24 protein-coding genes are annotated in these 25814 nt (G+C 64.2%); 3 read left to right on the plus strand and 21 right to left on the minus strand.

What is annotated here, in order from left to right; all coding sequences use genetic code 11:
• Positions 1 to 99 precede the first annotated feature (99 nt).
• The 9 genes from AC1PQG_RS04800 to AC1PQG_RS04840 all read right to left on the minus strand — a co-directional run bounded on the left by AC1PQG_RS04800 (position 100) and on the right by AC1PQG_RS04840 (position 10241).
• Positions 100 to 555, minus strand: coding sequence for a hypothetical protein (locus tag AC1PQG_RS04800; RefSeq protein WP_481121507.1), 456 nt, complete (start codon positions 553 to 555; stop codon positions 100 to 102).
• Between the two features lie 72 nt (positions 556 to 627).
• On the minus strand, positions 628 to 1821 hold the full coding sequence (locus AC1PQG_RS04805; protein WP_481121508.1) for an acetylornithine transaminase: 1194 nt from the start codon (positions 1819 to 1821) through the stop codon (positions 628 to 630).
• 93 nt (positions 1822 to 1914) lie between these two features.
• Positions 1915 to 3621 carry a bifunctional protein-serine/threonine kinase/phosphatase gene (locus AC1PQG_RS04810; RefSeq protein WP_481121509.1) on the minus strand — a complete coding sequence of 569 codons (1707 nt, stop codon included), beginning with the start codon at positions 3619 to 3621 and terminating at the stop codon, positions 1915 to 1917.
• A gap of 79 nt (positions 3622 to 3700) precedes the next feature.
• Positions 3701 to 4915: a nitrate/nitrite transporter gene (locus tag AC1PQG_RS04815; RefSeq protein WP_481121510.1), complete on the minus strand. Its 1215-nt coding sequence runs from the start codon at positions 4913 to 4915 to the stop codon at positions 3701 to 3703.
• A 154-nt stretch (positions 4916 to 5069) separates the two neighbouring features.
• Positions 5070 to 5381: a nitrite reductase small subunit NirD gene (gene nirD / locus AC1PQG_RS04820; RefSeq protein WP_079436643.1), complete on the minus strand. Its 312-nt coding sequence runs from the start codon at positions 5379 to 5381 to the stop codon at positions 5070 to 5072.
• Between the two features lie 13 nt (positions 5382 to 5394).
• Complete coding sequence (gene nirB / locus AC1PQG_RS04825; RefSeq protein WP_481121511.1) at positions 5395 to 7857, minus strand: nitrite reductase large subunit NirB; 2463 nt, start codon at positions 7855 to 7857, stop codon at positions 5395 to 5397.
• 342 nt (positions 7858 to 8199) lie between these two features.
• Positions 8200 to 8700: a disulfide bond formation protein B gene (locus AC1PQG_RS04830; protein ID WP_481121512.1), complete on the minus strand. Its 501-nt coding sequence runs from the start codon at positions 8698 to 8700 to the stop codon at positions 8200 to 8202.
• Between the two features lie 80 nt (positions 8701 to 8780).
• Positions 8781 to 9680: an acetylglutamate kinase gene (argB, locus tag AC1PQG_RS04835; protein WP_481121513.1), complete on the minus strand. Its 900-nt coding sequence runs from the start codon at positions 9678 to 9680 to the stop codon at positions 8781 to 8783.
• A 144-nt stretch (positions 9681 to 9824) separates the two neighbouring features.
• Complete coding sequence (locus tag AC1PQG_RS04840; RefSeq protein ID WP_481115384.1) at positions 9825 to 10241, minus strand: Hsp20/alpha crystallin family protein; 417 nt, start codon at positions 10239 to 10241, stop codon at positions 9825 to 9827.
• A 210-nt stretch (positions 10242 to 10451) separates the two neighbouring features.
• On the opposite strand from AC1PQG_RS04840, the gene AC1PQG_RS04845 reads away from it, so the two are divergent.
• Positions 10452 to 10607 carry a cysteine-rich CWC family protein gene (locus AC1PQG_RS04845; RefSeq protein WP_481122968.1) on the plus strand — a complete coding sequence of 52 codons (156 nt, stop codon included), beginning with the start codon at positions 10452 to 10454 and terminating at the stop codon, positions 10605 to 10607.
• Here the strand turns inward: AC1PQG_RS04845 and nudB are convergent.
• The 12 genes from nudB to AC1PQG_RS04905 all read right to left on the minus strand — a co-directional run bounded on the left by nudB (position 10558) and on the right by AC1PQG_RS04905 (position 22681).
• Positions 10558 to 11043: a dihydroneopterin triphosphate diphosphatase gene (nudB, locus tag AC1PQG_RS04850; RefSeq protein ID WP_481121514.1), complete on the minus strand. Its 486-nt coding sequence runs from the start codon at positions 11041 to 11043 to the stop codon at positions 10558 to 10560. The two genes, AC1PQG_RS04845 and nudB, sit on opposite strands and share 50 nt — an antisense overlap.
• Positions 11040 to 11483 carry a barstar family protein gene (locus tag AC1PQG_RS04855; protein WP_481121515.1) on the minus strand — a complete coding sequence of 148 codons (444 nt, stop codon included), beginning with the start codon at positions 11481 to 11483 and terminating at the stop codon, positions 11040 to 11042. Before AC1PQG_RS04855 ends, nudB begins: the two co-directional genes overlap by 4 nt.
• A 2-nt stretch (positions 11484 to 11485) precedes the next feature.
• Complete coding sequence (locus AC1PQG_RS04860; RefSeq protein ID WP_481121516.1) at positions 11486 to 11860, minus strand: guanyl-specific ribonuclease; 375 nt, start codon at positions 11858 to 11860, stop codon at positions 11486 to 11488.
• A 46-nt stretch (positions 11861 to 11906) separates the two neighbouring features.
• Positions 11907 to 13532: a response regulator gene (locus AC1PQG_RS04865; RefSeq protein WP_481121517.1), complete on the minus strand. Its 1626-nt coding sequence runs from the start codon at positions 13530 to 13532 to the stop codon at positions 11907 to 11909.
• A 168-nt stretch (positions 13533 to 13700) separates the two neighbouring features.
• A complete protein-coding gene (aspS, locus tag AC1PQG_RS04870; RefSeq protein WP_481121518.1) occupies positions 13701 to 15491 on the minus strand; it encodes an aspartate--tRNA ligase in 1791 nt (596 codons plus the stop codon).
• A 53-nt stretch (positions 15492 to 15544) separates the two neighbouring features.
• Positions 15545 to 16180 carry a DUF502 domain-containing protein gene (locus AC1PQG_RS04875; RefSeq protein WP_481121519.1) on the minus strand — a complete coding sequence of 212 codons (636 nt, stop codon included), beginning with the start codon at positions 16178 to 16180 and terminating at the stop codon, positions 15545 to 15547.
• A 25-nt stretch (positions 16181 to 16205) separates the two neighbouring features.
• Entirely contained in the window at positions 16206 to 16472 is a 267-nt protein-coding gene (locus AC1PQG_RS04880) for an FmdB family zinc ribbon protein (RefSeq protein ID WP_481115376.1), read from the minus strand.
• Positions 16473 to 16583: 111 nt separating this feature from the next.
• Positions 16584 to 17435 carry a prepilin peptidase gene (locus AC1PQG_RS04885; protein ID WP_481121520.1) on the minus strand — a complete coding sequence of 284 codons (852 nt, stop codon included), beginning with the start codon at positions 17433 to 17435 and terminating at the stop codon, positions 16584 to 16586.
• A 19-nt stretch (positions 17436 to 17454) separates the two neighbouring features.
• Entirely contained in the window at positions 17455 to 18693 is a 1239-nt protein-coding gene (locus AC1PQG_RS04890) for a type II secretion system F family protein (protein WP_481121521.1), read from the minus strand.
• Between the two features lie 20 nt (positions 18694 to 18713).
• Entirely contained in the window at positions 18714 to 20435 is a 1722-nt protein-coding gene (gene pilB / locus AC1PQG_RS04895; RefSeq protein WP_481121522.1) for a type IV-A pilus assembly ATPase PilB, read from the minus strand.
• A gap of 90 nt (positions 20436 to 20525) precedes the next feature.
• On the minus strand, positions 20526 to 21800 hold the full coding sequence (locus AC1PQG_RS04900) for an HlyC/CorC family transporter (RefSeq protein ID WP_481121523.1): 1275 nt from the start codon (positions 21798 to 21800) through the stop codon (positions 20526 to 20528).
• A 53-nt stretch (positions 21801 to 21853) separates the two neighbouring features.
• Positions 21854 to 22681, minus strand: a complete 828-nt coding sequence (locus AC1PQG_RS04905; protein WP_481121524.1) for a cytochrome C assembly family protein — start codon at positions 22679 to 22681, stop codon at positions 21854 to 21856.
• Between the two features lie 38 nt (positions 22682 to 22719).
• Here AC1PQG_RS04905 and ffh point away from each other — a divergent pair, with 38 nt between their 5' ends.
• Both ffh and AC1PQG_RS04915 read left to right on the plus strand, forming a co-directional pair.
• Positions 22720 to 24081, plus strand: coding sequence for a signal recognition particle protein (gene ffh, locus AC1PQG_RS04910; protein WP_481121525.1), 1362 nt, complete (start codon positions 22720 to 22722; stop codon positions 24079 to 24081).
• Between the two features lie 153 nt (positions 24082 to 24234).
• Positions 24235 to 25767 carry a PAS domain-containing sensor histidine kinase gene (locus AC1PQG_RS04915; RefSeq protein WP_481121526.1) on the plus strand — a complete coding sequence of 511 codons (1533 nt, stop codon included), beginning with the start codon at positions 24235 to 24237 and terminating at the stop codon, positions 25765 to 25767.
• The last annotated feature ends 47 nt before the right edge of the window (positions 25768 to 25814 follow it).

Consider the following 25814-nt stretch of genomic DNA (forward strand, 5'->3'; position numbering starts at 1 on the left):
GACCGGGGCCGTGGCTCAACGGTTCTGGGCTGCTTTGTGCCGGAAAATCAGCATTGTACCGCTGTTGCCCAGCCCCTTCCAAAGGCTGAGTGCGTCGGCCTAGGGCTTGCCGGCCGGTGCGGCGGAAAAGCGGACAGGCTGTTCGCGGAAGCCGGCAGGCGTGATGAGGACTTCCATGTAACCCGGCGCGGGGCGGGCCGGATCGAAGAAGGGGTTGACGTGCGCACCGGAGGCCAGCGCAAAGCCGAAGCCGTGGAGTGTCAGCTGGCCCTTGTCGCCGGGGCGGACGAGGTTGTCCACGGCGTAGGGCTCGTTGCCGGGAATGGCCTGGCCCGTGGGGTAAAGCCTGGTGATGGGATCGCCGTTGCGTTCGCCGGTGACGTCGGTGATGTGATGGAAGCCGGCGGCGTCTGCCGTGTCGGTGGCGGTGAAGGTGCCGCTGGCGTGGATGCCTTGGCCTTCGTAGCGCCAGTGCCACAGGGCGTCGGCGTGGGCGACGGGCGTCAGCAGGGCACCGATGGCGACAAGAAAGGCGGTGCGGCGGAGGCGTGCCATGTTTGGGGGACTATGAGCCCTCCCCGGGCCGGTCTCTTGCGGGAGCCGGTTCCGGGGATGGCGTCGGCTACGTCAGGCCTTGTGGGTGGCGTGCAGCAGGGTGTCGAGAACGCCGATCATCTCGTCGATCTCGGCCGTGCTGACGGTCAGCGAGGGCATGAAGCGCAGCAGGTTGGGGCGCGGCGAGTTGAGCAGCAGACCCTTGGGCGAATGCTCGAGGGCGCTCTTCACCAGCGCCGGGCCGCGTTCGTCGTCGAGGATCAGCGCACGCAACAGGCCCTGCCCCCGTTCGCCGACGAGGCCGTGGCGGGCGACCAGGTCGTTGAGTGCCGCCGACAGGTAACGGCCGGTTTCCTCGACCTGGTCCAGGAAGCCTGGGCTGGTCAGGCGGCGTATCACCGCCGCGCCGACCGCTGCCATCAGCGGGTTGCCGTTGTAGGTGCCGCCCTGGTCGCCGGGCTCGAAACAGCACACCGCCTCGCGGGCCAGCAGGGCCGACAGGGGTACGCCGCCGCCGATGCCCTTGCCGAGGGTCATGATGTCCGGCTCGATGCCGGCATGCTCATAGGCGAACAGGCGGCCGGTGCGGCCCACGCCGGTTTGCACTTCGTCGACGATCAGCAGCAGGCCATGTTCGCGCGTGAGTTCGCGCAGGGCCTGCAGGAATTCCGGCTCGGCGGGAATCACGCCGCCTTCGCCCTGCACGGGTTCGAGCATCACCGCGACGGTCTTGGGGCCGATCAGGGCTTTCACCGACTCGAGGTCGTTCAGCTTGGCTTTCGGGAAGCCTGGCACCTGAGGCGCGAAGAGGGTGTCCCAGCCCGGCTTGCCGGAGGCCGACATGGTGGCCAGCGTGCGGCCGTGGAAGGCGTGTTCGAAGGTGATGATCTCGTAGGCGCCGTCGCGGTTGAGGCGGCCCCACTTGCGTGCAAGTTTGATGGCGCCCTCGTTGGCCTCGGCACCGGTGTTGGCGAAGAACACCCGGTCGAAGACGGAATGGCGGGTCAGCAGGCCAGCCAGCTCGATGGCCGGGCCGTTGTAGAAGGCCGGGCTCGGGTTGATCAACTGGGCACCCTGAGTGGCAAGGGCTCTGCTGATTTCCGGCGGGCAGTGGCCCAGGCAGTTCACCGCCCAGCCCTGCACGAAGTCGAGATAGGCCTTGTCTTGTTCGTCGTACAGCCAGGAACCACTGCCTCGGACGAAGACGAGCTCGGGCCGGTTTGTGATGTACATCAACGAATTGGCATCGAATTCGCCGTATTGCATGGCGCTATCTCCTTGCGTAAAGCGATAGATGGTAGCGCGCGGAGCGCGCAGGCGCGACCTTTCACGGAAAATTCATGGGCGCGCGCCGGGCCGTCAGCGCACCAACAGTAGGTACACCAGCAATACGTTGAGCACCAGCGAGGTGGCCGCCAGCAGCTTGAGGCCGAGTTGCGGGTCCCGTTCCATCAGTGGCGATTTGCGTGGCACGACCAGCGGGCGGCGGGCGCCCCGTTCGAGGGCTAGCAGGAATTCCTCGGCGGTCTCGAAGCGCGCCTTCGGTTCGCGGGCGACCGCCTTCAGCAGCACCGCTTCGAGCCAGTCGGGGATGTCCGGACGGTAGCGGGTCGGCGGCACCGGGTCGCCAAATTTCGGGTTCTGGAAGGGTTCGATCTCGCCGTAGGGATATTTGCGGGTGAGTAGCTGATAGAGCGTCACGCCGACCGCGTAAAGGTCGGTCTGCTCGTTGGCCGCCACGCTCTTGCTGCCGTAGAGCTCCGGTGCCATGTAGCTGGGTGTGCCCGGGTTGTTGATCTCCTCGAACTTCTGGCCCTGCTCGGTGGCGTCGGAGGCGGCGACGCCAAGGTCGAGGATGCGCAGGCGGCCTTCCGCGTCCAGGTGCAGGTTGTCGGGCTTGATGTCGCGGTGCACGATGGACAGCCGATGCAGGCTGGCCACGCCCTTCAGGATGCGCTCGCCCAGGTCTGCCACCTCACCGGTGCCGAAACGGTGGCCGCTGTCCAGCCGGGCCTTGAGGGTGGCGCCCTCGTGCCAGCTCATCAGGTAGTACAGGTGGTTGCGCTGCGGGTAGGGGACGACCTGCGGGAACCAGCTGTCGTTGATCCGCCGGGCCAGCCATTCCTCGTGGGCGAGGGCGGCGGCGGCTTCCGGGTCGTCGTGCTCCGGGCGCAGCGTCTTGAGCACGCGGGGCTGGCCCTGCTCGTCGCTGACCCGGTAGAGCAGTGTGGCGATGGATTCGTGCAGCAGCGTGTCCACGGTCAGGCCGTCCAGCGTCTGGCCGATTTTCAGGCGCGGCGGCAGCGGCAGGTGCTGCAGGCGGGCGATGTTGTCGCGCAGCTTGTCGGCCGGTAGCGTATCCACGCGCAGTACCAGCGCCGTGCAGTTGTCCTGGCTGCCGCCGTCCTCGGCACCCATTGCGAGGCGCGCGGCGGCGTCCTGTGGGTCCTGCTCGGTGCGCAGGATGTCGCCGATCTTGCGGTCGCCGAGCTGGCCCCACACGCCATCGCTCATCAGTGCGAAGACGTCGCCGGCTTCCAGTTCGCCGTCGGCGTAATCCACCGACAGGTGGGCGTCGAGGCCGACCGCACGGGACAGCACGTTCTTGAGTTCCGGGTGTTCCCACACGTGGTCGGTGGACAGCTGTTCCAGCTTGCCGGCGCGCAGTCGGTAGATCCGCGAGTCGCCCACGTGGGCCAGGTAGTAGCGGCGCCCACGCAGCACTATGGCAGATAGCGTGGTGGCCATGCCGGCGGCTTCCCGCGTGCGCGCCGCATGGGAGATCAGCCAGCGGTTGAGGGATGCCAGTACGGTGTCGAGGGACTTGTTGACGGCCCAGGTGTCGGGTGTCGCGTAGTAGTCGGAGAGCAGACCGCGGACTGTGTATTCCGAGGCTTCGCGGCCGTTGGCGTGGCCGCCGACGCCGTCGGCCACCACCGCCAGGATGCCCTTGGCGTCGAGCTCCGGGCCTTCCGGCGTGACGGCGCCGCAGAAATCCTCGTTGCGCGGCCGGGGGCCGGTGAGGGACGAATAGCCGAGGGAGGCGAGGAGGCGGGGCGCGGTCATGGTCGTCAACGGCGCGGATCGGAAGCGGGGAGTATGCCCCGGTTCCGATCCGTTCAGATGGGTGGGAGAAAGGGGCGGGTCAGATCTTGGCGCTGGTCAGGTGCGAGGCGCCCCAGGTGGTGCGCCAGCGGCTCTTGACGGCAGTGAGGCCGGCCAGCGCGACGAGGGCCAGGCACGCGAAGATCAGGAAACCGGCCTGGTAGCTGCCGGTGACTTCCTTGCTGTAGCCGAGGCTGAGCGCGAGGTAGAAACCGCCGACACCACCGGCCATGCCGACGAGGCCGGTCATTACGCCGATTTCCTTGCGGAAGCGCTGGGGCACCAGCTGGAACACCGCGCCGTTGCCCATGCCGAGGGACAGCATGGCGCAGACGAAGACCACCAGAGCCATCCATGCGGCCGGCAGGCCGAAGCTGATGATGGCCAGGAAGGTGGCGGCCAGGGCATACATGGTGGTGAGCATCTTGATGCCGCCGATACGGTCGGCCACGTTGCCGCCGATCGGGCGCACCAAGCTGCCGGCGAACACGCAGGCGGCGGTGAAGAAACCGGCCATCTTCGGGTCGAGCCCGTACTGGGTGTTGAAGTAGATGGTCAGGGACGAGGCCAGGCCGACGAAGCCGCCGAAGGTCACCGAGTAGAAGAACATGAACCACCAGGAGTCCTTGTCCTTGAGCACCTTCAGGTACTCGGAGAAGGACTTGGCCGGTGGGCATTCGGGAGCGTCCTTGGCCAGCACCAGGTAGAGCACGAAGACGATGGACAGCGGGATCAGCGCCAGGCCGAAGACGTTGGTCCACCCGTAGGCGGCGGCCAGGCCGGGGCCGAACAGCGCGGCCATGGCGGTGCCTGAGTTGCCGGCACCGGCGATGCCCAGCGCGGTGCCCTGATGCTCCGGCGGATACCAGCGGGAGGCCAGCGGCAGTGCGACGGCGAAGGACGCACCTGCTACGCCGAGGAAGAGGCCCAGCACCAGCGTCTCTTCATAGCTGTGGATGCCGAAGTGCCAGGCGAAGGCCAGCGCGCAGAGCACGATGACCTGGCCGATGGCGCCGGCCATCTTGGGCTTGAGGTGATCGACCAGCACGCCCATCACCAGGCGCAGCAGTGCGCCAGCAAGCACCGGCGTGGCCACCATCAGGCCCTTCTGGGCGTGGGTCAGGCCGAGATCCTTGGCGATCTGTACGCCCAGCGGGCCGAGCAGCACCCACACCATGAAGGCGAGGTCGAAGTAGAGGAAGGCCGCCAGCAGGGTGGGGGTGTGGCCGGCTTTCAGGAAGGATTTGCGGTCCATTTCAGACTCCTGGGTACGAGTGGGGCCTGGCGGCACCTTGCAGGGCGCTGCCTTGGGCAGTTTTGAATATCGGGAAAGCGTTAAAAGGGGCTCACGCGACGGGGGCGGTGGGGGAGACTGCTTGCGCAGGACACCGCCCCCGCGCGTGAAACCCTTACAAGGAGAGGAAGACCTCGCCGTTTTCGACCTTGACCGGGAAGGGCTTCACACAGCCCACGTCCGGCGGTACGACCTGGCCGTCATCGAGCTGGATCTTCCAGCTGTGCAGCGGACAGGTGACCGTGGTGCCATGCACCAACCCCTGGGACAGGGGGCCGCCCTTGTGGGGGCAACGGTCGCGCACTGCGAAGACCTGGTCGGCCGAGTTGCGGAACAGCGCGATGCGCCCTTCGTCCTCGCTATGCACCACGCGGGAGCCCAGGACCGGCACGTCGCTGACGGCGCAGATTCGTTTCCATTCGCTCATTTGCGGGCGCTCCTCAAACCTTGATGATCTCGAATTGACGCTTGTGGATGCCGCCGCTCTTGTCTTCGAAGATCTCGGCCCACGGGTCTTTGTAGTTCTGCAGTGCGAAGAGGAGCTTTTCGTAGAGCGCCTTGCGGTTGGCCTCGTCTTCGAGGACACGCTTTTTGATGTGCTCCATGCCGACCCGCTCCAGGTAGTGGCAGGTGCGTTCCAGGTAGAAGCCTTCCTCCCGGTAGAGCTGGATGAAGGCGCCGCCGTATTCCATGACTTCGGCGTCGTCCTTCACCTTGCAGAAGAACTGGGCCACTTCGGTCTTGATGCCGCCGTTGCCGCCGATGTACAGCTCGTAGCCGGAATCGACACCGATCACGCCCACGTCCTTGATGCCCGATTCGGCACAGTTGCGCGGGCAGCCGGACACCGCCAGCTTGACCTTGTGGGGGCTCCACATGCCGAACAGCATCTTCTCCAGCTTGACGCCCAGCTCCATCGAGCGCTGGGTGCCGAAGCGGCAGTGCTCGGCGCCGACGCAGGTCTTCACGGTGCGCAGGCTCTTGCCATAGGCATGGCCGGAGCACATGCCGGCCTTGGCGAAGTCCTCCCACATGGCGGGCAGGTCTTCCTTCTTCACGCCGAGCAGGTCAATGCGCTGGCCGCCGGTCACCTTGACGGTCGGCACCTTGTACTTCTCGGCGGCGTCGGCAATGGCGCGCAGCTCGCCGGGGGTGGTCAGGCCGCCCCACATGCGCGGCACCACCGAGTAGGTGCCGTCCTTCTGGATGTTGGCGTGGGCCCGCTCGTTGATGAAGCGGCTCTGCGGATCGTCGATGGCCTCGTGGGGCCAGGTGGACAGGCAGTAGTAGTTGAGGGCCGGGCGGCAGGTAGCGCAGCCGTTGGGCGTCTTCCAGGCCAGAAACTTCTGCGTGTCGGCCACCGACAGCAGCTTGTTGTCGCGGATGGCCTTGCGCACGTCGCCGTGGGAATGGTCGGTACAGCCGCACACCGCCTTGTTGTTGGAGTCGGCCGGCTGGTAGGCGCCGCCGATCGTCGAGGCAAGGATCTGCTCGACCAGGCCAGTACAGGAGCCGCAGGAGCTGGAGGCCTTGGTGTGCTTGCGCACGTCTTCCAGTGTGAAGAGGCCTTGTTCCTTGATGGCCTTGACGATGGTGCCCTTGCACACGCCGTTGCAGCCGCACACCTCGGCGGTGTCGGGCATGCTGGCGGCCAGGCTGTTGCCTTTGTGGCCGACGTCGCCCAGGTGGGAGTTACCGAACACCAGGTTGTCGCGGATGTCGCGGATGTCCTGCTCGTCCTTCAGCAGCTGGAAGTACCAGGCGCCGTCCTTGGTGTCGCCATACAGCACCGCGCCGACCAGCTTGTCGTCCTTCAGTACCAGGCGCTTGTAGACGCCCACGCCGGGATCGTGGAGCACGATATCCTCGGTGCCTTCGGCACCCGAGAAGTCGCCCGCGGAGAACACGTCGATGCCGGTGACCTTGAGCTTGGTGCTGGTCACCGAGCCTTGGTAGCGGCCGATGCCGTACATGGCCAGATGGTTGGCGGCCACCTTGGCCTGCTCGAATAGCGGCGCCACCAGGCCGTAGGCGGTGCCCCGGTGGTTGGCGCATTCGCCGACGGCGTAGATGCGTGGGTCGTAGGTCTGCAGCGTGTCATTGACGACAATGCCGCGGTTGCAGTGGATGCCGGCCTTCTCGGCCAGTTCGACGTTGGGGCGGATGCCGGCGGCGATGCACACGAGGTCGGCCGGGAGGCTGTCGCCGTCCTTGAACCTCACCGCGCAGACGCGGCCGGACTCGCCCTGCACCAGTTCGGCGGTCTGGGCGTTGAGCTTGAACTTCATGCCCTTGGCTTCGAGGGCAGCCTGCAGCATCTTGCCGGCAGTGCGGTCGAGTTGGCGCTCCATGATCCAGTCGGAGATGTGCACCACGGTCACGTTCATGCCGCGCAGGGCCAGGCCGTTTGCCGCTTCCAGGCCCAGCAGGCCGGCGCCGATGACCACCGCGTGCTGGTACTTGGACGCCGCGTCGATCATCTCGTCGGTGTCCTTGATGTCCCGGTAGGAGATCACGCCAGGCAGGTCCTTGCCCGGAATCGGCGGCATGAAGGGGGTCGAGCCGGTGGCGAGCAGCAGGCGATCGTAATCGACGGTGATCGGCTGGCCGTCTTTGCCGGTGGCGACGATGGAGCGGTTGCGGCGGTCGATCTCGGTGACCCGCGCGCCCAAGTGCAGGGTGATCTCGTTATCCGCGTACCACTGCAGGTCGTTGAGGATGATGTCCTGGATGGTCATCTCGCCGGCCAGCACCGGAGAGAGCAGGATGCGGTTGTAGTTGGGGTGCGGTTCGGCACCGAAGACCGTGATGTCGTACATGTCCGGGGCGATCTTCCGCAGCTCTTCCAGCGTGCGGACACCCGCCATCCCGTTGCCAACCATGACCAGTTTCTGTTTGCGCATGATTCCTCCGACATTGATTCTCCCCGGACCGGACGCACGGGACCGATGCGGGCGGGTAAGCCTTGAGCAGGAGAGAGATCGTCGTTGATCGCGGCGGGGCCGTCGTTGGCCGGACCGCGTCGCCAGCCTCGGGGGCGGCGCGCAACAAGCACCTGGATTCAGGTAGTGCGCAGTGCGGCAAAGTCTTTATTGCCTCATGCGCATTCGTCGGATGGCTACTAGCAATGGCCGTGCCACTGCGCCCAGATCAGGTAAATACTGGGGAGAAACGGGGGCGGGGCGTGCGGGAGGGGAGCGATGCGCACTTGGCTGGTGCGCATCGCCCTGTGCTGGGGCGCAGAATCAGGCGGCGGACTTGCGATGCCGCAGCAGATGCACGGCGAGGCTGAGCAGGATGGTGGTGAAGGCCAGGAAGGACCAGTTGGCGATGGACAGGCCGAGGAAGGTCCAGTCCACGACCGAGCAGTCGCCGGCGCCGCGGAAGATCATCGGCAGCGCGGAGGACAGCGGGAAGCTCTCCAGCATGTATTCCAGACCGGGGCCGCATTCGGAGACTGTCGGCGGATACCACTGGATCCACGATTGGCGCGCCGCTACGCCTGCACCAGCGAGGGCTGCGACGGCGAGCAGAGCCGACCAAACGTAGCGCCCTTTGGTGGCCGGGTTGTGCAGACCGGCACCCAGGCCGATCAGGCCGCAGGCCAGCAGGGCGTAGCGCTGCATGATGCACATTGGGCAGGGTTCGATGCCCTTCACGTGCTGGAGGTAGAGGCCGAAGGCGAGCAGGCTGCTGCAGACGACGAAAAGGGCGAGGGCGAGAGGGCGTGTTTGGTGGGTGGGCATGGATAGCAAACGGAAAACCGGGGCCAGGGGCATGTGAAGAGTGCCCGCTGCGCCCCGGAGTTCCGCAAAGGTTGCGTGTTTTACTTGCTCTTGATCATCGTGCCGACGCCGTGGTCGGTGAGGATTTCCAGCAGCAGACAGTGCTCGACGCGGCCGTCGATGATGTGCACGCTCTTCACGCCGTTGCGGGCGGCGTCGAGGGCGGAGCCGATCTTCGGCAGCATACCGCCGGACAGGGTGCCGTCGGCCACCAGTTCGTCGATCTGGCGCGGGGTCAGGCCGGTCAGCAGCTTGCCGTCCTTGTCGAGCACGCCCGGGGTGTTGGTCAGCAGCACCAGCTTCTCGGCCTTCAGCACTTCGGACAGCTTGCCGGCCACCACGTCGGCGTTGATGTTGTAGCTCTCACCGTCGGGGCCGACGCCGATCGGCGCGATGACTGGGATGAAGTCGCCCTTGTCGAGGAAGGAGATCAGGCTCGGGTCGATCTGCGTGATGTCGCCGACCTGGCCGATGTCGATCAGGTCGCCGGGGGCGTCCTTGTTCTCCATCATCAGTTTCTTGGCGCGGATGAAGTTGGAGTCCTTGCCGGTCACGCCCACGGCCTTGCCGCCGGCCTGGTTGATCAGATTGACGATCTCCTTGTTCACCTGGCCGCCCAGCACCATCTCCACGACTTCCATGGTCTCGGCATCGGTGACGCGCATGCCTTGCACGAACTCGCCCTTCTTGCCGACGCGGGACAGCATGTTCTCGATCTGCGGGCCGCCGCCGTGCACCACCACCGGGTTGAAGCCGACCAGCTTGAGGAGCACCACGTCGTGGGCGAAACAGGCCTTCAGGTGCGGGTCGGTCATCGCATTGCCGCCGTACTTGATGACCAGGGTCTTGTCCTGGAAGCGGCGGATGTAGGGCAGGGCTTCGGCGATGATGGCGGCTTTCTGGGCCGGGGTCAGGTCGGAGGTGTCGATGGCAGCGGTCATGATGTGTTGCAGCGCAAGGTTGTTTTGGTGTGCCCGCGATTGTAATGAGCCGGCCCCTAAACAAAAAGTACGAAGATCGAAACAAAAGGCGGGAAGATTGCTCTTCCCGCCTCGGTGTTGGCTGGGTGCCGCAGCCGATGCACGCTATTCGATGACAAGGCGCTTGCTTTGGGCCGGAGCCTTCTTCGGTAGCGTCAGTTCGAGGACGCCATCGCTGAACTTGGCCGAAGCCTTGGCCTCATCGACATCCGCGCCGAGTTGGAAGCTGCGCGACACCTCGCCGAAATAGCGCTCGGTGCGCAAGACCCGCTCGCCTTCCTTCACTTCCTTCTCCTGCTTGCGTTCTGCACTGATCGAGACGACCGGACCGTCGATGTGTACGTGGATGTCCTCTTTCTTGATACCCGGCAGTTCGGCGTGCACTTGGTAGGCATCGTTGGCCTCCTTCACGTCCACGCGCATTTGCGGCGCCTCGACGGGGGCTCCGGCATATTCGACCGGGCGCACGAAAAAGCCGCGGAACAGATCGTCCAGAGGGTCACGGCGAGTGATGTTGCTCATGTGTCGTCTCCTTGTTCTGGTTGGCTTACCCGAGGGCTGACGGCCCTCCCTGATTGTTATATAGGGAGGGGCTTGGCCCGGTTCAAGGCGTGGCGGTGGTGATCCGCGCTAGACTTGAGATGGATCAAACGGAGCAAGTCGATGGAGCAGAGCAAGAACGTACCGGCCACCAATGTGTGTCCGGCCTGTGGCGCGGCCTTTACCTGTGGCATGAACGCTGGCCTGGCGGAGTGCTGGTGTGCGGATTTTCCGTCAGTGCTGGATGTCCCGGCGATACCGGCCGGGCATGTGGGGGCCTGCTACTGCCCGGACTGCCTCAAGCGCCGAATCGAGGCGGCAGCGGCGCAGCCTGCAGTGCAGCGTTGATACGCTGTGGCAGAAGGCGGATGGCGTCCCGGTTGGTCCATGAGAAGACCTTGGTGGCGGCGGTCTGCCAGGGGAGCCATAGAGCCGCAGTGTGTTCATCGGCGGCCAGTTGTACGGGGATGGGGGTTGGCACGCACAGGCTGAAGACGTGTTCGGTGTTGTGGGTCACGCCCGGCGCATAGCGGCCGCGCCAGCGCGGCAGGATCACGAAGCGGTTGGACAGATGCCAGTCCACCAGCGTGTCGGGCGATGCCTGGATACCGGTCTCTTCGGCGACTTCCCGCAGCGCGGTGGCGGCCAGGTTTTCGTCGTCTTCGCGGCTGCCGGTTACCGATTGCCACAGGCCATTGCCGCCGGCCCGTTCCAGCAGCAAGACATCCAGACCTGGCGTGTGGATCAGGACCAGCACCGAGACAGGCTGCTTGTATTCGCTCATTCCAGATCGCGCAACCAGGCAATGCCGTCGGCGGTGATGCCGACCAGGGTCCAGAAGGGCACGCCGTCCTCCCGCCAGGCGTCGGAGGCTTCCTGCAGGATCGTCAAGGCCGTGCCGAAATCGGCCGGGTTGGCGGCGGCAAAGGCATCCGCATGGTCGAGGACCAGCACGTAGCCGTCCGCCTCCATCCAGGACATGTCGTTCAGGCAGTCGGCGAGCGCGTCCCAGTTGTGTCCGTACCAGTCGGGAAAGTCCAGGGCCTCGCCGATGGCCGTCAGGAAGCCTTTCTTGTCGGTGGTATGGGTGAGATCGAGTCGGAACAGCGCATAGCCCAGGCCTTCAGCGGCTTCTTCAAGGGCCAGATCGGCTGCGTGGGGCAGGTGATAGATGCCGGAGCGTTCGGCCCGGGGGAGCAAGGTGTGAAAGGCAGGGGCGTTCATGTTCAATCCTGGATCCGCCGGAAGCTGTGGTAGTGATCGTCGGTGTAGTAGAACACCGATGGGGGGCGGCCGCCGCTGATGATGCGTCGGGCGCCGCGGTCCCGGGAGCCCGGGGTGGTGACGGTGTATTCCCGGTAGAAACCGTTCGGGGCATCCGGCAAGCGGCCTTCGCGGTTCTGGAACGTGACGCCGTCACGCCGGTAGGGGTAGGGACCGCCTTGGCGGATCAAGGCTAGGGTTTCGCGGGCTTCGGGCGGCAGCGCAGCGGCCGAAAGGGTGGCCGGCTCGCGGCGCAGCCAGTCGGGCAGGTCGCGGGCCTGGGTGGTGAAGCCGACACACAGAAGGACGACGACGAGCAGTCGAAAAAGTACGGACATGGCGGGCCGGAAGGGCGAATGACGTCGCCAGTGTAGCAGCGGCGTCTCAGGAGGAGGGGCGGATGCCGTACTTCTTCAACAGGTTGTAATAGTAGGTGGTAAGCGCCGGCAGGCGGGAATTGCCGGGGTCGAGTTGGCGGGCGCGCTCCATCAGTCCGCGGGCCTGCTCCGCGAAGCGTTCGTTCCAACCGCAGTTCTCCACGTATTTGAGCAGCGCCAGAGTGGCATTGAATAGAACGTGGATGTTGGTCGGCATCTTGCGGACGGCGCTGAGCATGAACTGCACCGCGCCCTCGTAGTCGCCGCTCTGGGCCTTGCGGGCACCTTCGGCCACCAGATCCTTGACTTCGCCTTGTGTGCGCGACAGCAATTGTTCGCACAGTTCGCTCTTGCCGGCTTCGCGCAGGATGCGCTTGGTGCTTTCCAGTGCCCGGTCATCGCTGGCGTTGCGCATCAGGTCGAGGACGACTTCCGTGCCATGCTCTTCCATGTTGCTGGCAAAGCACGCACGGGCGAGTTCCTTCTTGAGACTCACGGACAGGCCGGCTCCGGCACTGCCCCCTTCACTGGCGAGGGCCTTGATCGCTTCACCCGCCTTGGCGGTATCACCTTTCTTCAAGTGCACAAGGGCGCTCGACAGGGATGAGCAGCTGCGGGTCTTGTCGAGCCCCAGCATGGAGCGTTCCAGATCCCGGATGGTGGCTTCCGCCTGGCCGGTGTCACCCTTGCCGAGTTGTGCCTGGATCAGGCGGACATGGTCTTCCGGATCGCGAAAATCGGAGTACTTGCCTTTGCGTACGACTTCGGTAAGGACTTTCTCCGCGGTTTCGTGGTCGCCCGTCTCGATGGCCAGTTCACCCAGACGACGCAGGCGGCCGACCCGGTGGGGCGACAGGCTGGTCGCGGTGACCAGCACATTGCGGGCGCCCTGGAGTTCCCCGGCGGCTTCACGGGTATGCGCCAGCCAGTCATAGGCATCGAGGAACATGTCGTTCTCGGTGACCAGGCCTTGCAGGATCTCTTCTGCATCCCCGTAGTGGTGCTGTAGGTAGAGCGCTTTGGCAAGGCCCAGTCTGGCCCACGGAATGCTTCGGCTGGATAGGATTTTGTCATACAGCGCGAAGGCCTCGTCACCGTTGCCGCTGGCGATATGGAGTTCCGCCCGCAGGCGCATGAAATCGACGGCCCACTGGGGGTGACTCTCCTCCCCGGCGATGCAGGCGGCGATCGCATCGGGTGCGTTGCCCAGTTCGATCAGACGGTAGACCGGCATGAAGGCGGAGCGCTTTTCCAGGGCGCGCTCAATACGGTCGTGCAGGGTATCGGCAGCGAAGGGCTTGAGGATGTAGTCGTTGGGCGCCAGTTCGGCTGCGCTGATGACCCGCTCGTACTGGCGTTCGCCGGTGACCATCAGGAACAGGGTGGTCAGCGGGATGATGTTGTGATGACGCAGGTCTTCCAGCAGATGCTGCCCGTCCTGACCATCACCGAGGTGGTATTCGCAGAGGATCAGGTCGAAGCGCGACTCCCTCAGCTTGCGGACGGCAACGCCAGCCGTGACGGCGAACTGAACCTTGTTGATGCCGCTCATGTTGAGCATGTTGCGGAGCTGGGTCCGCATACTCGGATTGGCTTCAACGACGAGGGCTGAAATGCTGTTGAGGTCGATCACGGCGGCTCGGCGAATATCGGTATGAGATTAGGCAACGGCCGCATTGCGCCATTCTTGAGCCCGGAGTGGGTACGAATGGCGTTGGACGGAACGGGGCGTGTCGGCGGATGTAGAAAGAGGGCGAACAGCCGTAAGCCGCTCGCCCTCTTGCATGGACTATCCCACCGTTCAGGCCGCCGGGGTTTCCGCAGCCTTGTTGCGCAGACGGATGTGCAGCTCACGCAGTTGCTTCTCGTCCACCGGCGACGGCGCGTTGGTGAGCAGGCACTGGGCGCGCTGGGTCTTCGGGAAGGCGATAACGTCGCGGATCGATTCGGCGCCGGTCATCATTGTGACGATGCGATCGAGGCCGAAAGCCAGGCCACCGTGCGGGGGCGCACCGTACTTGAGGGCGTCGAGCAGGAAGCCGAACTTGGCCTGCTGCTCTTCCGGCCCGATGTTGAGGGCAGAGAAGACCTGCTCCTGCACCTCGGCGCGGTGGATACGCACCGAGCCGCCACCGATTTCCCAGCCATTGAGGGCCAGGTCGTAGGCCTTGGCCAGGCACTTGCCGGGATCGCTGGTCAGCAGTTCCAGGTGCTCGTCCTTCGGGCTGGTGAAGGGGTGGTGGCAGGCGGTCCAGCGCTTGTCTTCGTCGTCATACTCGAACATCGGGAAGTCCACGACCCACAGGGGTTCCCAGGCCTTGCCGTTGACGTAGCCTTTCTCGTGGCCGAGCTTGATGCGCAGCGCACCAAGGGCGTCATTGACGACCTTGGTCTTGTCGGCACCGAAGAAGATCAGGTCGCCGGACTGGGCGCCGGTGCGCTCAAGGATGGTGCGCAGCGCGGTTTCGTTAAGGTTCTTGACGATCGGCGACTGCAGGCCGGCTTCGTTCGGCTGGGTGACGTCGTTGACCTTGATGTAGGCCAGGCCCTTGGCACCGTAGATGCTGACGAACTTGGTGTATTCGTCGATCTCGCCGCGGGAGAGGCTGGCGCCGCCCGGTACGCGGATTGCCGCGACGCGGCCACCGGAGTTGGCCGGACCGGAGAAGACCTTGAAGGCCACGTCCTTCACCGCGTCGGTGACGTCGGTCAGTTCGAGGGTCACGCGCAGGTCGGGCTTGTCGGAACCGAAGCGGTCCATGGCTTCCGCGTAGGTCATGCGCGGGAACGGGTTGGGCAGGTCGACGGACAGCACTTCCTTGAAGATCGTGCGGATCATCTCTTCCATCATGGCCGTGATTTCGGCTTCGGTCAGGAAGGAGGTTTCGATATCGACCTGGGTGAATTCGGGCTGGCGGTCGGCGCGCAGGTCCTCGTCACGGAAGCACTTGACGATCTGGTAGTAACGGTCGTAACCGGCAACCATCAGCATCTGCTTGAAGAGCTGCGGGGACTGGGGCAGCGCGAAGAACTGGCCATCGTGCACGCGGGACGGCACCAGATAGTCACGGGCACCTTCCGGGGTGCTCTTGGTGAGCATCGGTGTTTCGATGTCGATGAAGCCCTTGGCGTCGAGGAAGCGGCGGAAGGCCATGGCCGTGCGGTAGCGCAGCATCATGTTCTTCTGCATCTGCGGACGGCGCAGGTCGATGACCCGGTGGGTCAGGCGGGTCGTCTCGGACAGGTTTTCCTCGTCGAGCTGGAACGGGGGCGTGGCGGAGACGTTGAGAATCTCGATCTCATGGCACAGCACTTCGATCTCACCGGAGACCAGACCGGTATTTTCGGTGCCCGCCGGACGGCGGCGGACCTTGCCAGTGATCTGCAGGACGAACTCGTTACGGACAGATTCGGCCACCTTGAACGTCTCGGCACGGTCCGGATCGCAGACGACCTGCACGAGACCTTCGCGGTCGCGCAGATCGATGAAGATCACGCCGCCGTGGTCGCGGCGACGATGGACCCAGCCACTGAGGGTAACGATTTGGTCGAGGTAGGCGGCGGAAACGAGGCCGCAGTATTGAGTTCGCATGGTGGGATCAGTATTCCTGGAAAAAGCGGAACGCGGTTGGAGGGCAACCGCGTTTATTGATTCAGAAGGGCCGGCGCAGGTCGTGGAGCGTGTGTGCGGTGCGCGGGTGGCGCCACGACCCCCATCGAGATGATGTACTTGAGAGCCTCGTCGACGCTCATGTCCAGCTCGATGGCGTCTTTGCGGGGCAGCATCAGGAAGAAGCCGGAGGTCGGGTTCGGCGTCGTCGGTACATACACGCTGACGAAGTCAGGCCCCAGGTGATGGGCCGCATCGCCGCCCGGCGCGCCGGTCTGGAAGCCGATAGTCCACATCCCTTCACGCGGGTACTGGATCAGCAGCGCCTTGCGGAAAGCCTGGCCGTTGCTGGACAGCAGGGTGTCCGAAACCTGCTTGACACTATAGTAGATTGACTTGACGACTGGGATGCGCGAGAGGGCGCCCTCCCAGAAGCGCACCAGGCGCTGGCCGACGAAATTGGCGGCGGCCAGACCGGTGACGAGGATTAGCAGCACCGAGACGACGACGCCGATGCCGGGCAGGTGGAAGCCGAGGAAGGCTTCGGGACGCAGGGCTTCGGGGACCAGCAGCAGGATCTGGTCGAGGGTGTTGACGATCCAGGCCAGCACCACGAAGGTGATGACGACCGGAATCCAGATCAGCAGGCCGGTGACGAAGTATTTTTTCATTCAGCGCAGTTCGCGTGCAGCAAGATCAGTGGCACGCGCAACTGCCGCCACAGGGCGTGGGCGCAGGGCTGTCGGACTTGGCCGCTTCGGTTTTCGGGCTGGAGCCGCTGCCGCCCTTGAAGTCAGTGGCATACCAGCCGCTGCCCTTGAGTTGGAAGCCGGCCGCCGACAATTGCTTGGCGTACGTTTCCGCACCACAGGACGGACAGGTGGTGAGCGGTGCATCGCTCATTTTTTGAAGATGGTCTTTTTGGTGGCCGCAGCTGCTGCAGCGGTACTCGTAGATAGGCATGACGAGCTCCGGAAAGTCAATGGGGCGAAGTTTAGCGCATCGCAACATCGGGCGAAACAGACCCGCAGTCCATCACATGGGGGCTGCGGAGCCGGTTTCAAGGTTCCGAGGCTAGAGCATGTCCAGATAGGCCTGGGTCAGCGGGTGTCCCCAGTACAGGGCCAGCAGTCCGGCGGCTGCCAGATAGGGGCCGAAAGGAATCGGGATTTCCCGGCCGTGGCGGCGCAGGACGATCAGCGCCACGCCGACGATGGCGCCTACCAGCGACGACAGCAGGATTGTCAGCGGCAGGATCTGCCAGCCCATCCAGGCGCCGAGCGCCGCCAGCAGCTTGAAATCGCCGTAGCCCATGCCTTCCTTGCCAGTGGCAAGCTTGAATAGCCAGTACACCGACCACAGCGTGAGATAGCCGGCGGAGGCACCGACCACCGCGCTGGAAACATCCGTGTAGGTGCCAGAAAGGTTCAGCAGCAGGCCCAGCCACAACAGCGGCAGCGTGATGCTGTCGGGCAGCAACTGGGTGTCGAGGTCGATGAAGCACAGGGCGATCAGGGCCCACACGAAGACCAGTGCCCCCCAGCCCGCCACGCCGAACCCGAAGTGGTATGCGGTGAGGCCTGACAGGGTTGCGCACAACACTTCGATGAGCGGGTAGCGGACGCTGATCGGGCCGTCGCAATGACGACAGCGACCGCGCAGCAGCAAGTAGCTGACGACCGGGATATTTTCGAGTGCCCCAATCAGGTGGCCGCAGTGGGGGCAGCGCGAGCGTGGTGTCGCCAAGTTGAAGCGCGGCTGGGGGGCATCGGGCTCTTCCCCGCGCAGCGCGGCGGCTTCGGCCTGCCATTCCCGCTCCATCATCAGGGGCAGGCGGTGGATGACCACATTGAGAAAACTGCCGACGAAAAGGCCGAGCAGCGCGCACAGCGCAGTGAAGATGAGCTTGTCCTGCAGGATATCCATGTTGCGAGAAGTTACCGGCTCAGCCGACGACGGCGCCGAGCTTGAAGATGGGGAGATACATGGCCACAACGAGGCCGCCGATCACCACCCCGAGGAAAACCATGATCAGGGGTTCCAGCAGCTGACTGAGGCCTGCAACTGCATCGTCCACTTCCCGCTCGAAGAAGTCCGCCACCTTGCTGAGCATGGAGTCGAGCTGGCCGGATTCTTCACCGATGGACACCATCTGCACCACCATGGTCGGAAAGACGAGGGAGTTCTGCATGGCGACGGTCAGGCTGGTACCGGTACTGACCTCGGATTGGATCTGCTTGGTCGCATTCTTGTAGACCACGTTGCCGGAGGCGCCGCCAACCGAGTCAAGGGCTTCGACGAGGGGTACACCAGCGGCGAACATGGTGGACAGTGTCCGCGTCCAGCGGGCAATGGTGGCCTTGCGGACAACGTCACCGATCACCGGGATCTGCAGCATGGCCTTGTCCACTGCAACCTGCATTGGCACCGAGCGCTTATAGGTGTAAGCAATGCCCGCGATCGTTCCGGCAATCAGTGTGAAACCGATATACCAGTATTGGACGAAGAAGTCGGAAATCGCGATGACCAACATGGTGGGGGCTGGAAGATCAGCACCAAAGCTGGCGAACACCTTCTTGAACTCGGGGACCACGAACAACATCATCACAGCGACGACCAGGGTGGCGACCACCACCACGGCAATCGGGTAGAACATCGCAGACTTGATCTTGCTCTTGATCGCAAGAATCTTTTCCTTGTAGGTCGCCAGGCGATCCAGCAGGGAATCCAGGATACCGGCCTGTTCGCCGGCTTCCACGAGGTTGCAGAACAGTGCGTCGAAATGCTCGGGGTGGCGCCGGAAGGCCTGGGACAGGTTGCTGCCGGTTTCCACGTTGGCGCGCACGTCGTTGAGCAGGCGGCTCAGAGAGGGGTTGCCGCAGCCTTTGATGGCAATATCGAAGGACTGGAGCAGCGGCACACCCGAACGCATCATCGTGGACAACTGGCGGGTGAATAGCGCGATGTCCTTGTCGGTGATCTTGCGGCCGCGGGCAAAGGACTGCTTGCGGACTTTGTGGGCCAGTATGCCCTGGCGGCGCAGGATTGTCTGGACCACCGTTTCCGTAGCTGCACGCATCTCGCCACGGATGATCTTGCCGTTCTTGTCCTTGCCTTCCCAGATGAAAAGGTGCTCGCGGGCTGCGCCTCGGGGGGTGGGTTTCTTGGTCGTTGTCGTGGCCATCGGTACTTTCCGCTAGGCGGTCACTCGTTCGTGCTGGCAAGAACTTCGGACAGGGATGTGACGCCCTGCTTGACCTTCAGCAGGCCGGATTGACGCAGATCCCGGACACCCTCGATCTGGGCCTGGGCCGCGATATCCATCGAGTTGCCGTTTGTCATGATTATACGTGCGATCTCTTCGGAAATCGGCATCACCTGGTAAATACCCAGACGCCCCTTGTAGCCGCTGCCCTTGCAACGCTCACAGCCCTTGGGGCCGTAGGGGTGCCAGCTGCCGTCCAGATCGGCTTCGGAAAATCCGGCCGAGATGAGCGCCTCGATCGGTATGTCCACCGGTTGCTTGCAGCTGCACAAGCGCCGGGCCAGGCGCTGGGCAGTGATCATGATCACCGACGAGGCGATGTTGAACGGCGCGACACCCATGTTCTTCAGGCGCTCCAGGGTGGATGGTGCGTCGTTGGTGTGCAGCGTGGACAGCACCAAGTGACCGGTTTGGGCAGCCTTGACGGAGATCTCGGCAGTTTCCAGGTCACGAATTTCGCCCACCATGATCACGTCCGGATCCTGGCGCAGGAAGGCGCGCAGGGCCGAAGCGAAGGTGAGGCCGGCCTTTTCGTTGACGTTGACCTGGTTGACCCCCGGCAGGTTGATTTCCGCCGGATCTTCGGCGGTGCTGATGTTCACTCCGGGTTTGTTGAGAATGTTCAGGCAGGTGTACAGCGAAACCGTCTTGCCGCTGCCGGTCGGGCCGGTGACCAGGATCATTCCGTAAGGGCGCTCGATCGCCGCCATCAGGGCTTCCCGCTGTTCGGGTTCGTAGCCGAGCGCCTCGATGCCCAGCATCGCGGAGGTCGGATCGAGGATCCGCATCACGATCTTCTCGCCGTACAGCGTTGGAAGTGTGGAAACCCGGAAGTCGATGGACTTGTTCTTGGACAGCACGAGCTTCATCCGGCCATCCTGGGGGACGCGTTTTTCCGAAATATCGAGACGGGAAATGACCTTGATGCGGGCGGCGATCTTTTCCTTGAGGACTAGCGGTGGCTGGGCGATCTCGCGGAGGATGCCATCGGTGCGGAAACGGATCCGGTAGTACTTTTCGTAAGGTTCGAAGTGAATGTCCGACGCACCTTCGTTGATGGCGTCGATCAGCAACTTCTGGATGAAGCGTACGACCGGGGCGTCGTCCACTTCGGATTGCGCTTCGTCCGGTTGCTGCTGCTGGGTTTCGGCAGCGCCCTCCTGGCCGAGGAGGTCCATGTCGAACTCTTCGCCGGTGAGATCCTTGATGGCGTCGGATGCCGATTCCGACAGCCTTTCCACCAGTGCGACGAGCTTGGGGGCTTCGACCACCACCGGGTCGACGGCCAATCCGGTCTGGAAGCGAATTTCGTCGAGAACGCGCAGGTTGGACGGATCCGACAGCGCGAGGGCAAGCCGATTGCCGCGCCGCCCAAGGGCGACCACCTGATGCTTGTTCATCAGCTTGCGGTCGATGGCCTCGGCAGCGATGAAGGATTCGTCGAACGCGGAGAGATCCAGGAGCGGCGAACCGAAGGTCTCTGCTGCGAAGCGGGCGATATCCATCGCGCTCATCAGCCCGCGGCGGATGACCTCGATGATGAAGTCATTGGGATTGCCGGATGGGGAGGAACAGGCGACCGCTTCTGCTTCGAGCAGGCGACCATGCTGGATGAGGGCGCGGGCGAGGCCGCTCAGCGCGACCTGGGGGTTAGCAGACATGCCGAAGCGTCGAAAAGGTTAAGCCGCTTGAGGTGTGCGGCGATCATGCCGCTGTGGACAAGGCTTGTAAAGCTTGCATGCCCGGTGCGGTCATTGGCGTTTATGGGGGCGAAAGATGCGTGCGGTCTTGATCCGGCGGTCTTCCGCCTGCACCACTTCGATCGGAACGTTTGCGATCTTCACGGAAACTCCGGATTCAGGAATGTCCTGCAGGCATTCGAGGATCAGTCCGTTGAGGGTTTTCGGGCCATCCAGGGGCAGCGACAGGCCAAGTTTGCGGTTCAGGTCCCGCAGGTGTTGGCTGCCGTCCGTCAGCACGCTGCCGTCAGCGCCCCAGCTCAGTTTTTCCGCAGCATCCGGGGTCGTCGTGGTGAACTTGCCGATCAGCTCCTCGATGATGTCCTCGAGGGTCACGAGGCCCAGCAGTTCGCCGTATTCGTCTACGACGAGGCCGAGACGCTCGCGGTTTTCCTGGAAGAACTGGAGCTGCGAGTAGATCGCCGTACTGGCCGGGATGAAGTAGGGCTTGGACAGCATTGTGCGGAGGTCCGCGACTTCCAGAGTGTGGTCCAGCGTCTGTCCCAGCACGCGGCGCACGTGCAGTACACCGATGACGGCATTCATCTCGCCGTCGAACACGGGCAGGCGGGTGTGGTAGCAGGTCGCCAAGTGGCGCTGGATGACGTCGAGTGGTTCGGCGATGTTGACCGCCTCGATCTGGTTGCGCGGGGTCATCACGTCCTCGACGGTGATGTCTTCCAGCTCGAACAGGTTGAGGAGGATGCTGCGGTGTTTGGGCGGGATGAAGGCACCGGACTCCAGCACCAAGGTGCGTAACTCCTCGGTGGACAGGGAGTGGACATCGTTGGCGCTACCGCCGTCGAGGCGCAACAGTTTGAGCAGCCCGGTTACGAACAGGTTGATGAACCAGATGACGAAGTACAGGCCCTTGAGGAGCGCAGCCAATGGGTAGCTGACGAAGCAGGCCAGGCGGTTGGCATGATTGGCGCCAACGACCTTGGGGGTGATTTCGGAGAAGACGAGGATCAGGAAGGTCACCAGCAGCGTGCTGATGCCCAGCACCCACTCTTCTGTGCCGAAAAGCTGCACCGTGATGACGCTGACCAGTGTGGCGGCGGCGGCATTAACCAGGCTGTTGAAGAGCAGGATAATGCCGAGCAGTTTGTCTGTCTGGTCGAGCAGTTCGAGGGCCAGCCGTGCCCCACGGGAACCAAGCTGGGCTGCCGAGCGCAGGCGGTAGCGGTTGGCGGCCATCATGGCCGTCTCGGCCATCGAGAAGAAGCCGGACAGGGCCAGCAGTGTGGCCAGGATGGCGGACTGAGCGGAAAGGGGGATACTGTCCACGAGGTGTGGGAAAAATGACGTTCGGGCGAGTATTCAGTCCGGGTGGGGGCTTGTCAAGCCGGCCGGCCGATCAGCACGTCGGCGACAAAGCGGCTGCCCACATAGGCCAGCATCAGTGCCACGAAGCCGGCCAGTGTCCAGTGCAGGGCTTTTCTGCCACGCCAGCCCCAGGCCTGCCGGCCGACCAGAAGGCTGCCGAAGATTCCCCATGAAATGATCGCGAAGACGGTTTTGTGATCGAAGCGGAAGGCCTTGCCGAACAGGGCTTCGGAGAACAGGATGCCGGAGCCCAGCGTAAGGGTCAGCAGCACGAAGGCGATGCTGATCAGGCGGAACAGCAGGGTTTCCATCGTCAGCAGCGGCGGCAGGGATGCGAAGGCGCGGGTCAGGCGGGCGCCGTGCAGGCGGCGTTCGGCGATAGCCATCAGCATGGCGTGCAGTGCTGCCAGTGTGAACAGGCTGTAGGCCAGCATGGCCACTACGAAGTGGGCGCGGAACAAGGGCGAGCCGGTATTCTCCAGCAGATGGGGGGCCGGCAGGATGGCCGGCAAGGCCGCGCAGATCGCAGCAACCGGCATGCCGAGGGTCTGCAGGCCTTCGAGGCGGGCGTAGAGGCTTTCGATCCAGTAGAACAGCATGGCGAGCCACAGCATCAGGGACAGCGCGAGGCTGAAGCCGAAATGCAGGCCCTCCGGCGAGAAGAAGGCGCCATGCAGGGAGACGCCGTGGGCGGCCAGCGCCACCAGCATTGCGATCCGCTCCCGCAGGCTCAGTCCGTGACGTGGCGGCTGGGTGGGTGCATGCCAACGGCTATGCCAGAAGTGCAGGCCGAGCAGCGCATACAGGGAGGCGGGGAGCAGATGAAGTAGAATCGCGGGCATTGTTCAAGTTTACTCCAAGGCCTCGGTTCCAAACCATCATGCTGGATAACCTCACAACGCGACTGGCCAAAGTCGTCAAGACCCTGCGCGGCCAGGCTCGCCTCACCGAAGAAAACATCCAGGACGCGTTGCGCGAAGTGCGCATGGCGCTGCTCGAAGCCGACGTGGCGCTGCCGGTAGTCAAGGACTTCATCGCCCGGGTCAAGGAAAAGGCCGTCGGCACCGAAGTGCTCAGCTCCCTGACGCCGGGCCAGGCCCTTGTCGGCGTGGTGCACCGGGAGCTCACGGAGCTGATGGGCGGCGCCCATACCGGACTCAACCTGGCTACCCAGCCGCCGGCGATCATCCTGATGGCCGGTCTGCAGGGCGCCGGCAAGACCACCACCACCGGCAAGCTCGGCAAAATGCTGACCGAGCGGATGAAGAAGAAGGTGCTGGCGGTGTCCACCGACGTCTATCGTCCGGCGGCCATCGCCCAGCTGGAAACCGTGTCCCAGCAGGCCGGGATCGAGTTCTTCCCGTCCACGCCGGACCAGAAGCCGGTGGACATCGCGCTGGCGGCGATGGATTACGCACGCCGCCACTACATGGATGTGCTGCTGGTGGATACTGCCGGTCGGCTCGCCATCGACCAGGCGATGATGGAGGAGATCCAGGCCCTGCATGCTGCGGTCAAACCGATCGAAACCCTGTTCGTCGTCGATGCGATGCTTGGCCAGGACGCGGTCAATACCGCCCGCGCCTTCAACGACGCGCTGCCGCTGACCGGCGTCGTGCTCACCAAGCTCGATGGTGACGCCCGTGGCGGTGCGGCGTTGTCGGTACGCCATGTCACCGGCAAGCCCCTCAAGTTTGCCGGCGTTGGAGAGAAGCTGGCTGGCCTCGAGGAGTTCCATCCGGAGCGGATGGCCAGCCGGATCCTCGGCATGGGTGACATCCTGTCCCTGGTCGAAGACGCCCGTCGTGGCGTCGACGAGGAGAAGGCCAAGGCTTTTGCGCAGAAGCTGAAGAGCGGTAAGGGGTTCGACCTCAACGACTTCAAGGAGCAGCTCGGCCAGATGAAGAAGATGGGCGGTCTGGCGAGCCTGATGGACAAGTTGCCGGCCCAGTTCTCCCAGGCGGCTGGCCAGCTGCAGGGCGGTGTCGAGGAAAAGGCCGTCAAGCGCATCGAGGGCATCATCAACTCGATGACTCCGATCGAGCGCGCCAAGCCGGAACTCCTCAAGGCCTCGCGCAAGCGCCGCATCGCAGCCGGTGCTGGCGTCACGGTGCAGGAGGTGAATCGCCTCCTGAGCCAGTTCGAACAGACCCAGAAGATGATGAAGCAGTTCTCCAAGGGCGGCATGCAGAAGATGATGCGTGCGATGAAGGGGCTGATGCCCGGCGGTGGCCTGCGCTGAAGGTGACGCAGCTGGCAGGGGCGAATGCATTCGCCCGGGAAGATGTCGATGCTGGGCTGGCGGGGCCTGCCGGGCTTGCATTCCTGCATCCGCCCGTCTTTATTCGGACTGAGGGCGCCCCGTCGGGGGTGTGATGCCGGCAGGGGGCTGCAGGTGGAACGCGAACGCGGAGAGAGCACCGTTTCGGCGAACCTGAGCGAGGATGAGGAACGCTGGCGTCTGGCCCTTGAGGTGGCTGGCGAGGGCGTTTGGGACTGGGATCTCCACAGCGGACAGATGTACCGGAGCCCGCTGTGGAGCGAAATACTGGGGTATGCGCCGGAGGAAACGGCCAGCCTCAAGTGGGGAGCCTTGCTGCATCCGGACGACCGGGAGGAAGCCCAGCGCAAGCTTTCCGCCTGCCTGTCCGGCGAGTCATCCGATTTCGTCGCCGAGTTCCGGCTATGCTGCAAGAATGGCGACTATCGCTGGATGGCATCCCGAGCACGGGTGGTCGCCCGTGATGAGTTGGGGCGGCCCGGCCGCATGATCGGCGTTTACCAGGATATCCATGAAGCGCGCAGCCTGTCGGATGCGCTGCAGGCTTCCGAGCGGCTGTGGCAGTTCGCTTTAGAGGGGCACGGCGACGCCTTGTGGGACTGGACGCTGGAAAGCGGCGAGATCAACGTCAGCCAGACCTTCCGGGCAATCATCGGCTTGCCGGCGGACCGGCCGCTGCGCGGCAACGATATCTGGCCATCCCGTTTGCATCCGGACGACGTGCGTACGACTGTGGCTGCTTTCTCTGCGCACCTGGCGGGGGTGAGGCCGATCACCGAGGCCGAGTTCCGGCTGCGCACAGAGGAGGGGGCATATCGCTGGGTTGCCCTGCGCGGCAAGATCATGGAACGGGATCGCAACGGCAAGCCCTTGCGCATGATCGGCACCGTTCGCGACGTGCATGACCATTACCTCAGCGCCGAGCGGGAGATGCGCCAGCAGCAGGAGCTGGCCCGGGCCGCCCGTCTGATCCATGTGGGTGAAATGGCCTCGGCGCTGGCCCATGAGCTCAATCAGCCCCTCACCGCCCTGCGCAATTTCAGCGCCGTGGCACTGCGCCGCCTGGACGAACTGGGGGCCGTGGGGGAGTGCATCCGTGGGCCGCTGCAGCTGATTGCCGAGCAGGCGCTGCGGGCGGGGGAGATCGTACATCGCGTACGCGGTTTCGTCCGTAGGGATGGGCTGCTGACGGCGCCGATTGCCATCAATGGCGTCGTGACCGACATCGTCCGTTTCATGGAATTCGAGGCGCGTGCCCATGCGGTGCAGTGGCAACTGGCGCTGGCCGAGCCGCCCCTGTGGGTACAGGGGGATCAGGTGCAACTGGAGCAGGTGCTCAGCAACCTGGCCAAGAACGCCATCGATGCGATGAGTGAGGTCGAGGGTGAGCGGCTGCTGCGCATTGAGACTCGCGAGGGCGCCGACGGGATGGTGGAAGTGGTCGTCAGCGACAGTGGTGGCGGTCTGGCCGAGACTGTACGCGAGGATCCTTTCGCCCCCTTCGTCACCACCAAGCCCGACGGGGTGGGGCTTGGTCTGGCCATTTGCCGCACCATCATCGAGAACCATGGCGGTCGCATGTGGGTCGAAAGAAGTACGCGGCTGGGCACCACGTTCTGCCTGTCCCTGCCGCCGCCCGCCGAGTAGGGGGCGTACGTGGAAAGATGAGGGTGCTACCCTGTTGGGACAACGAT

The organism is Zoogloea sp. GDB6 (genome assembly GCF_056724105.1).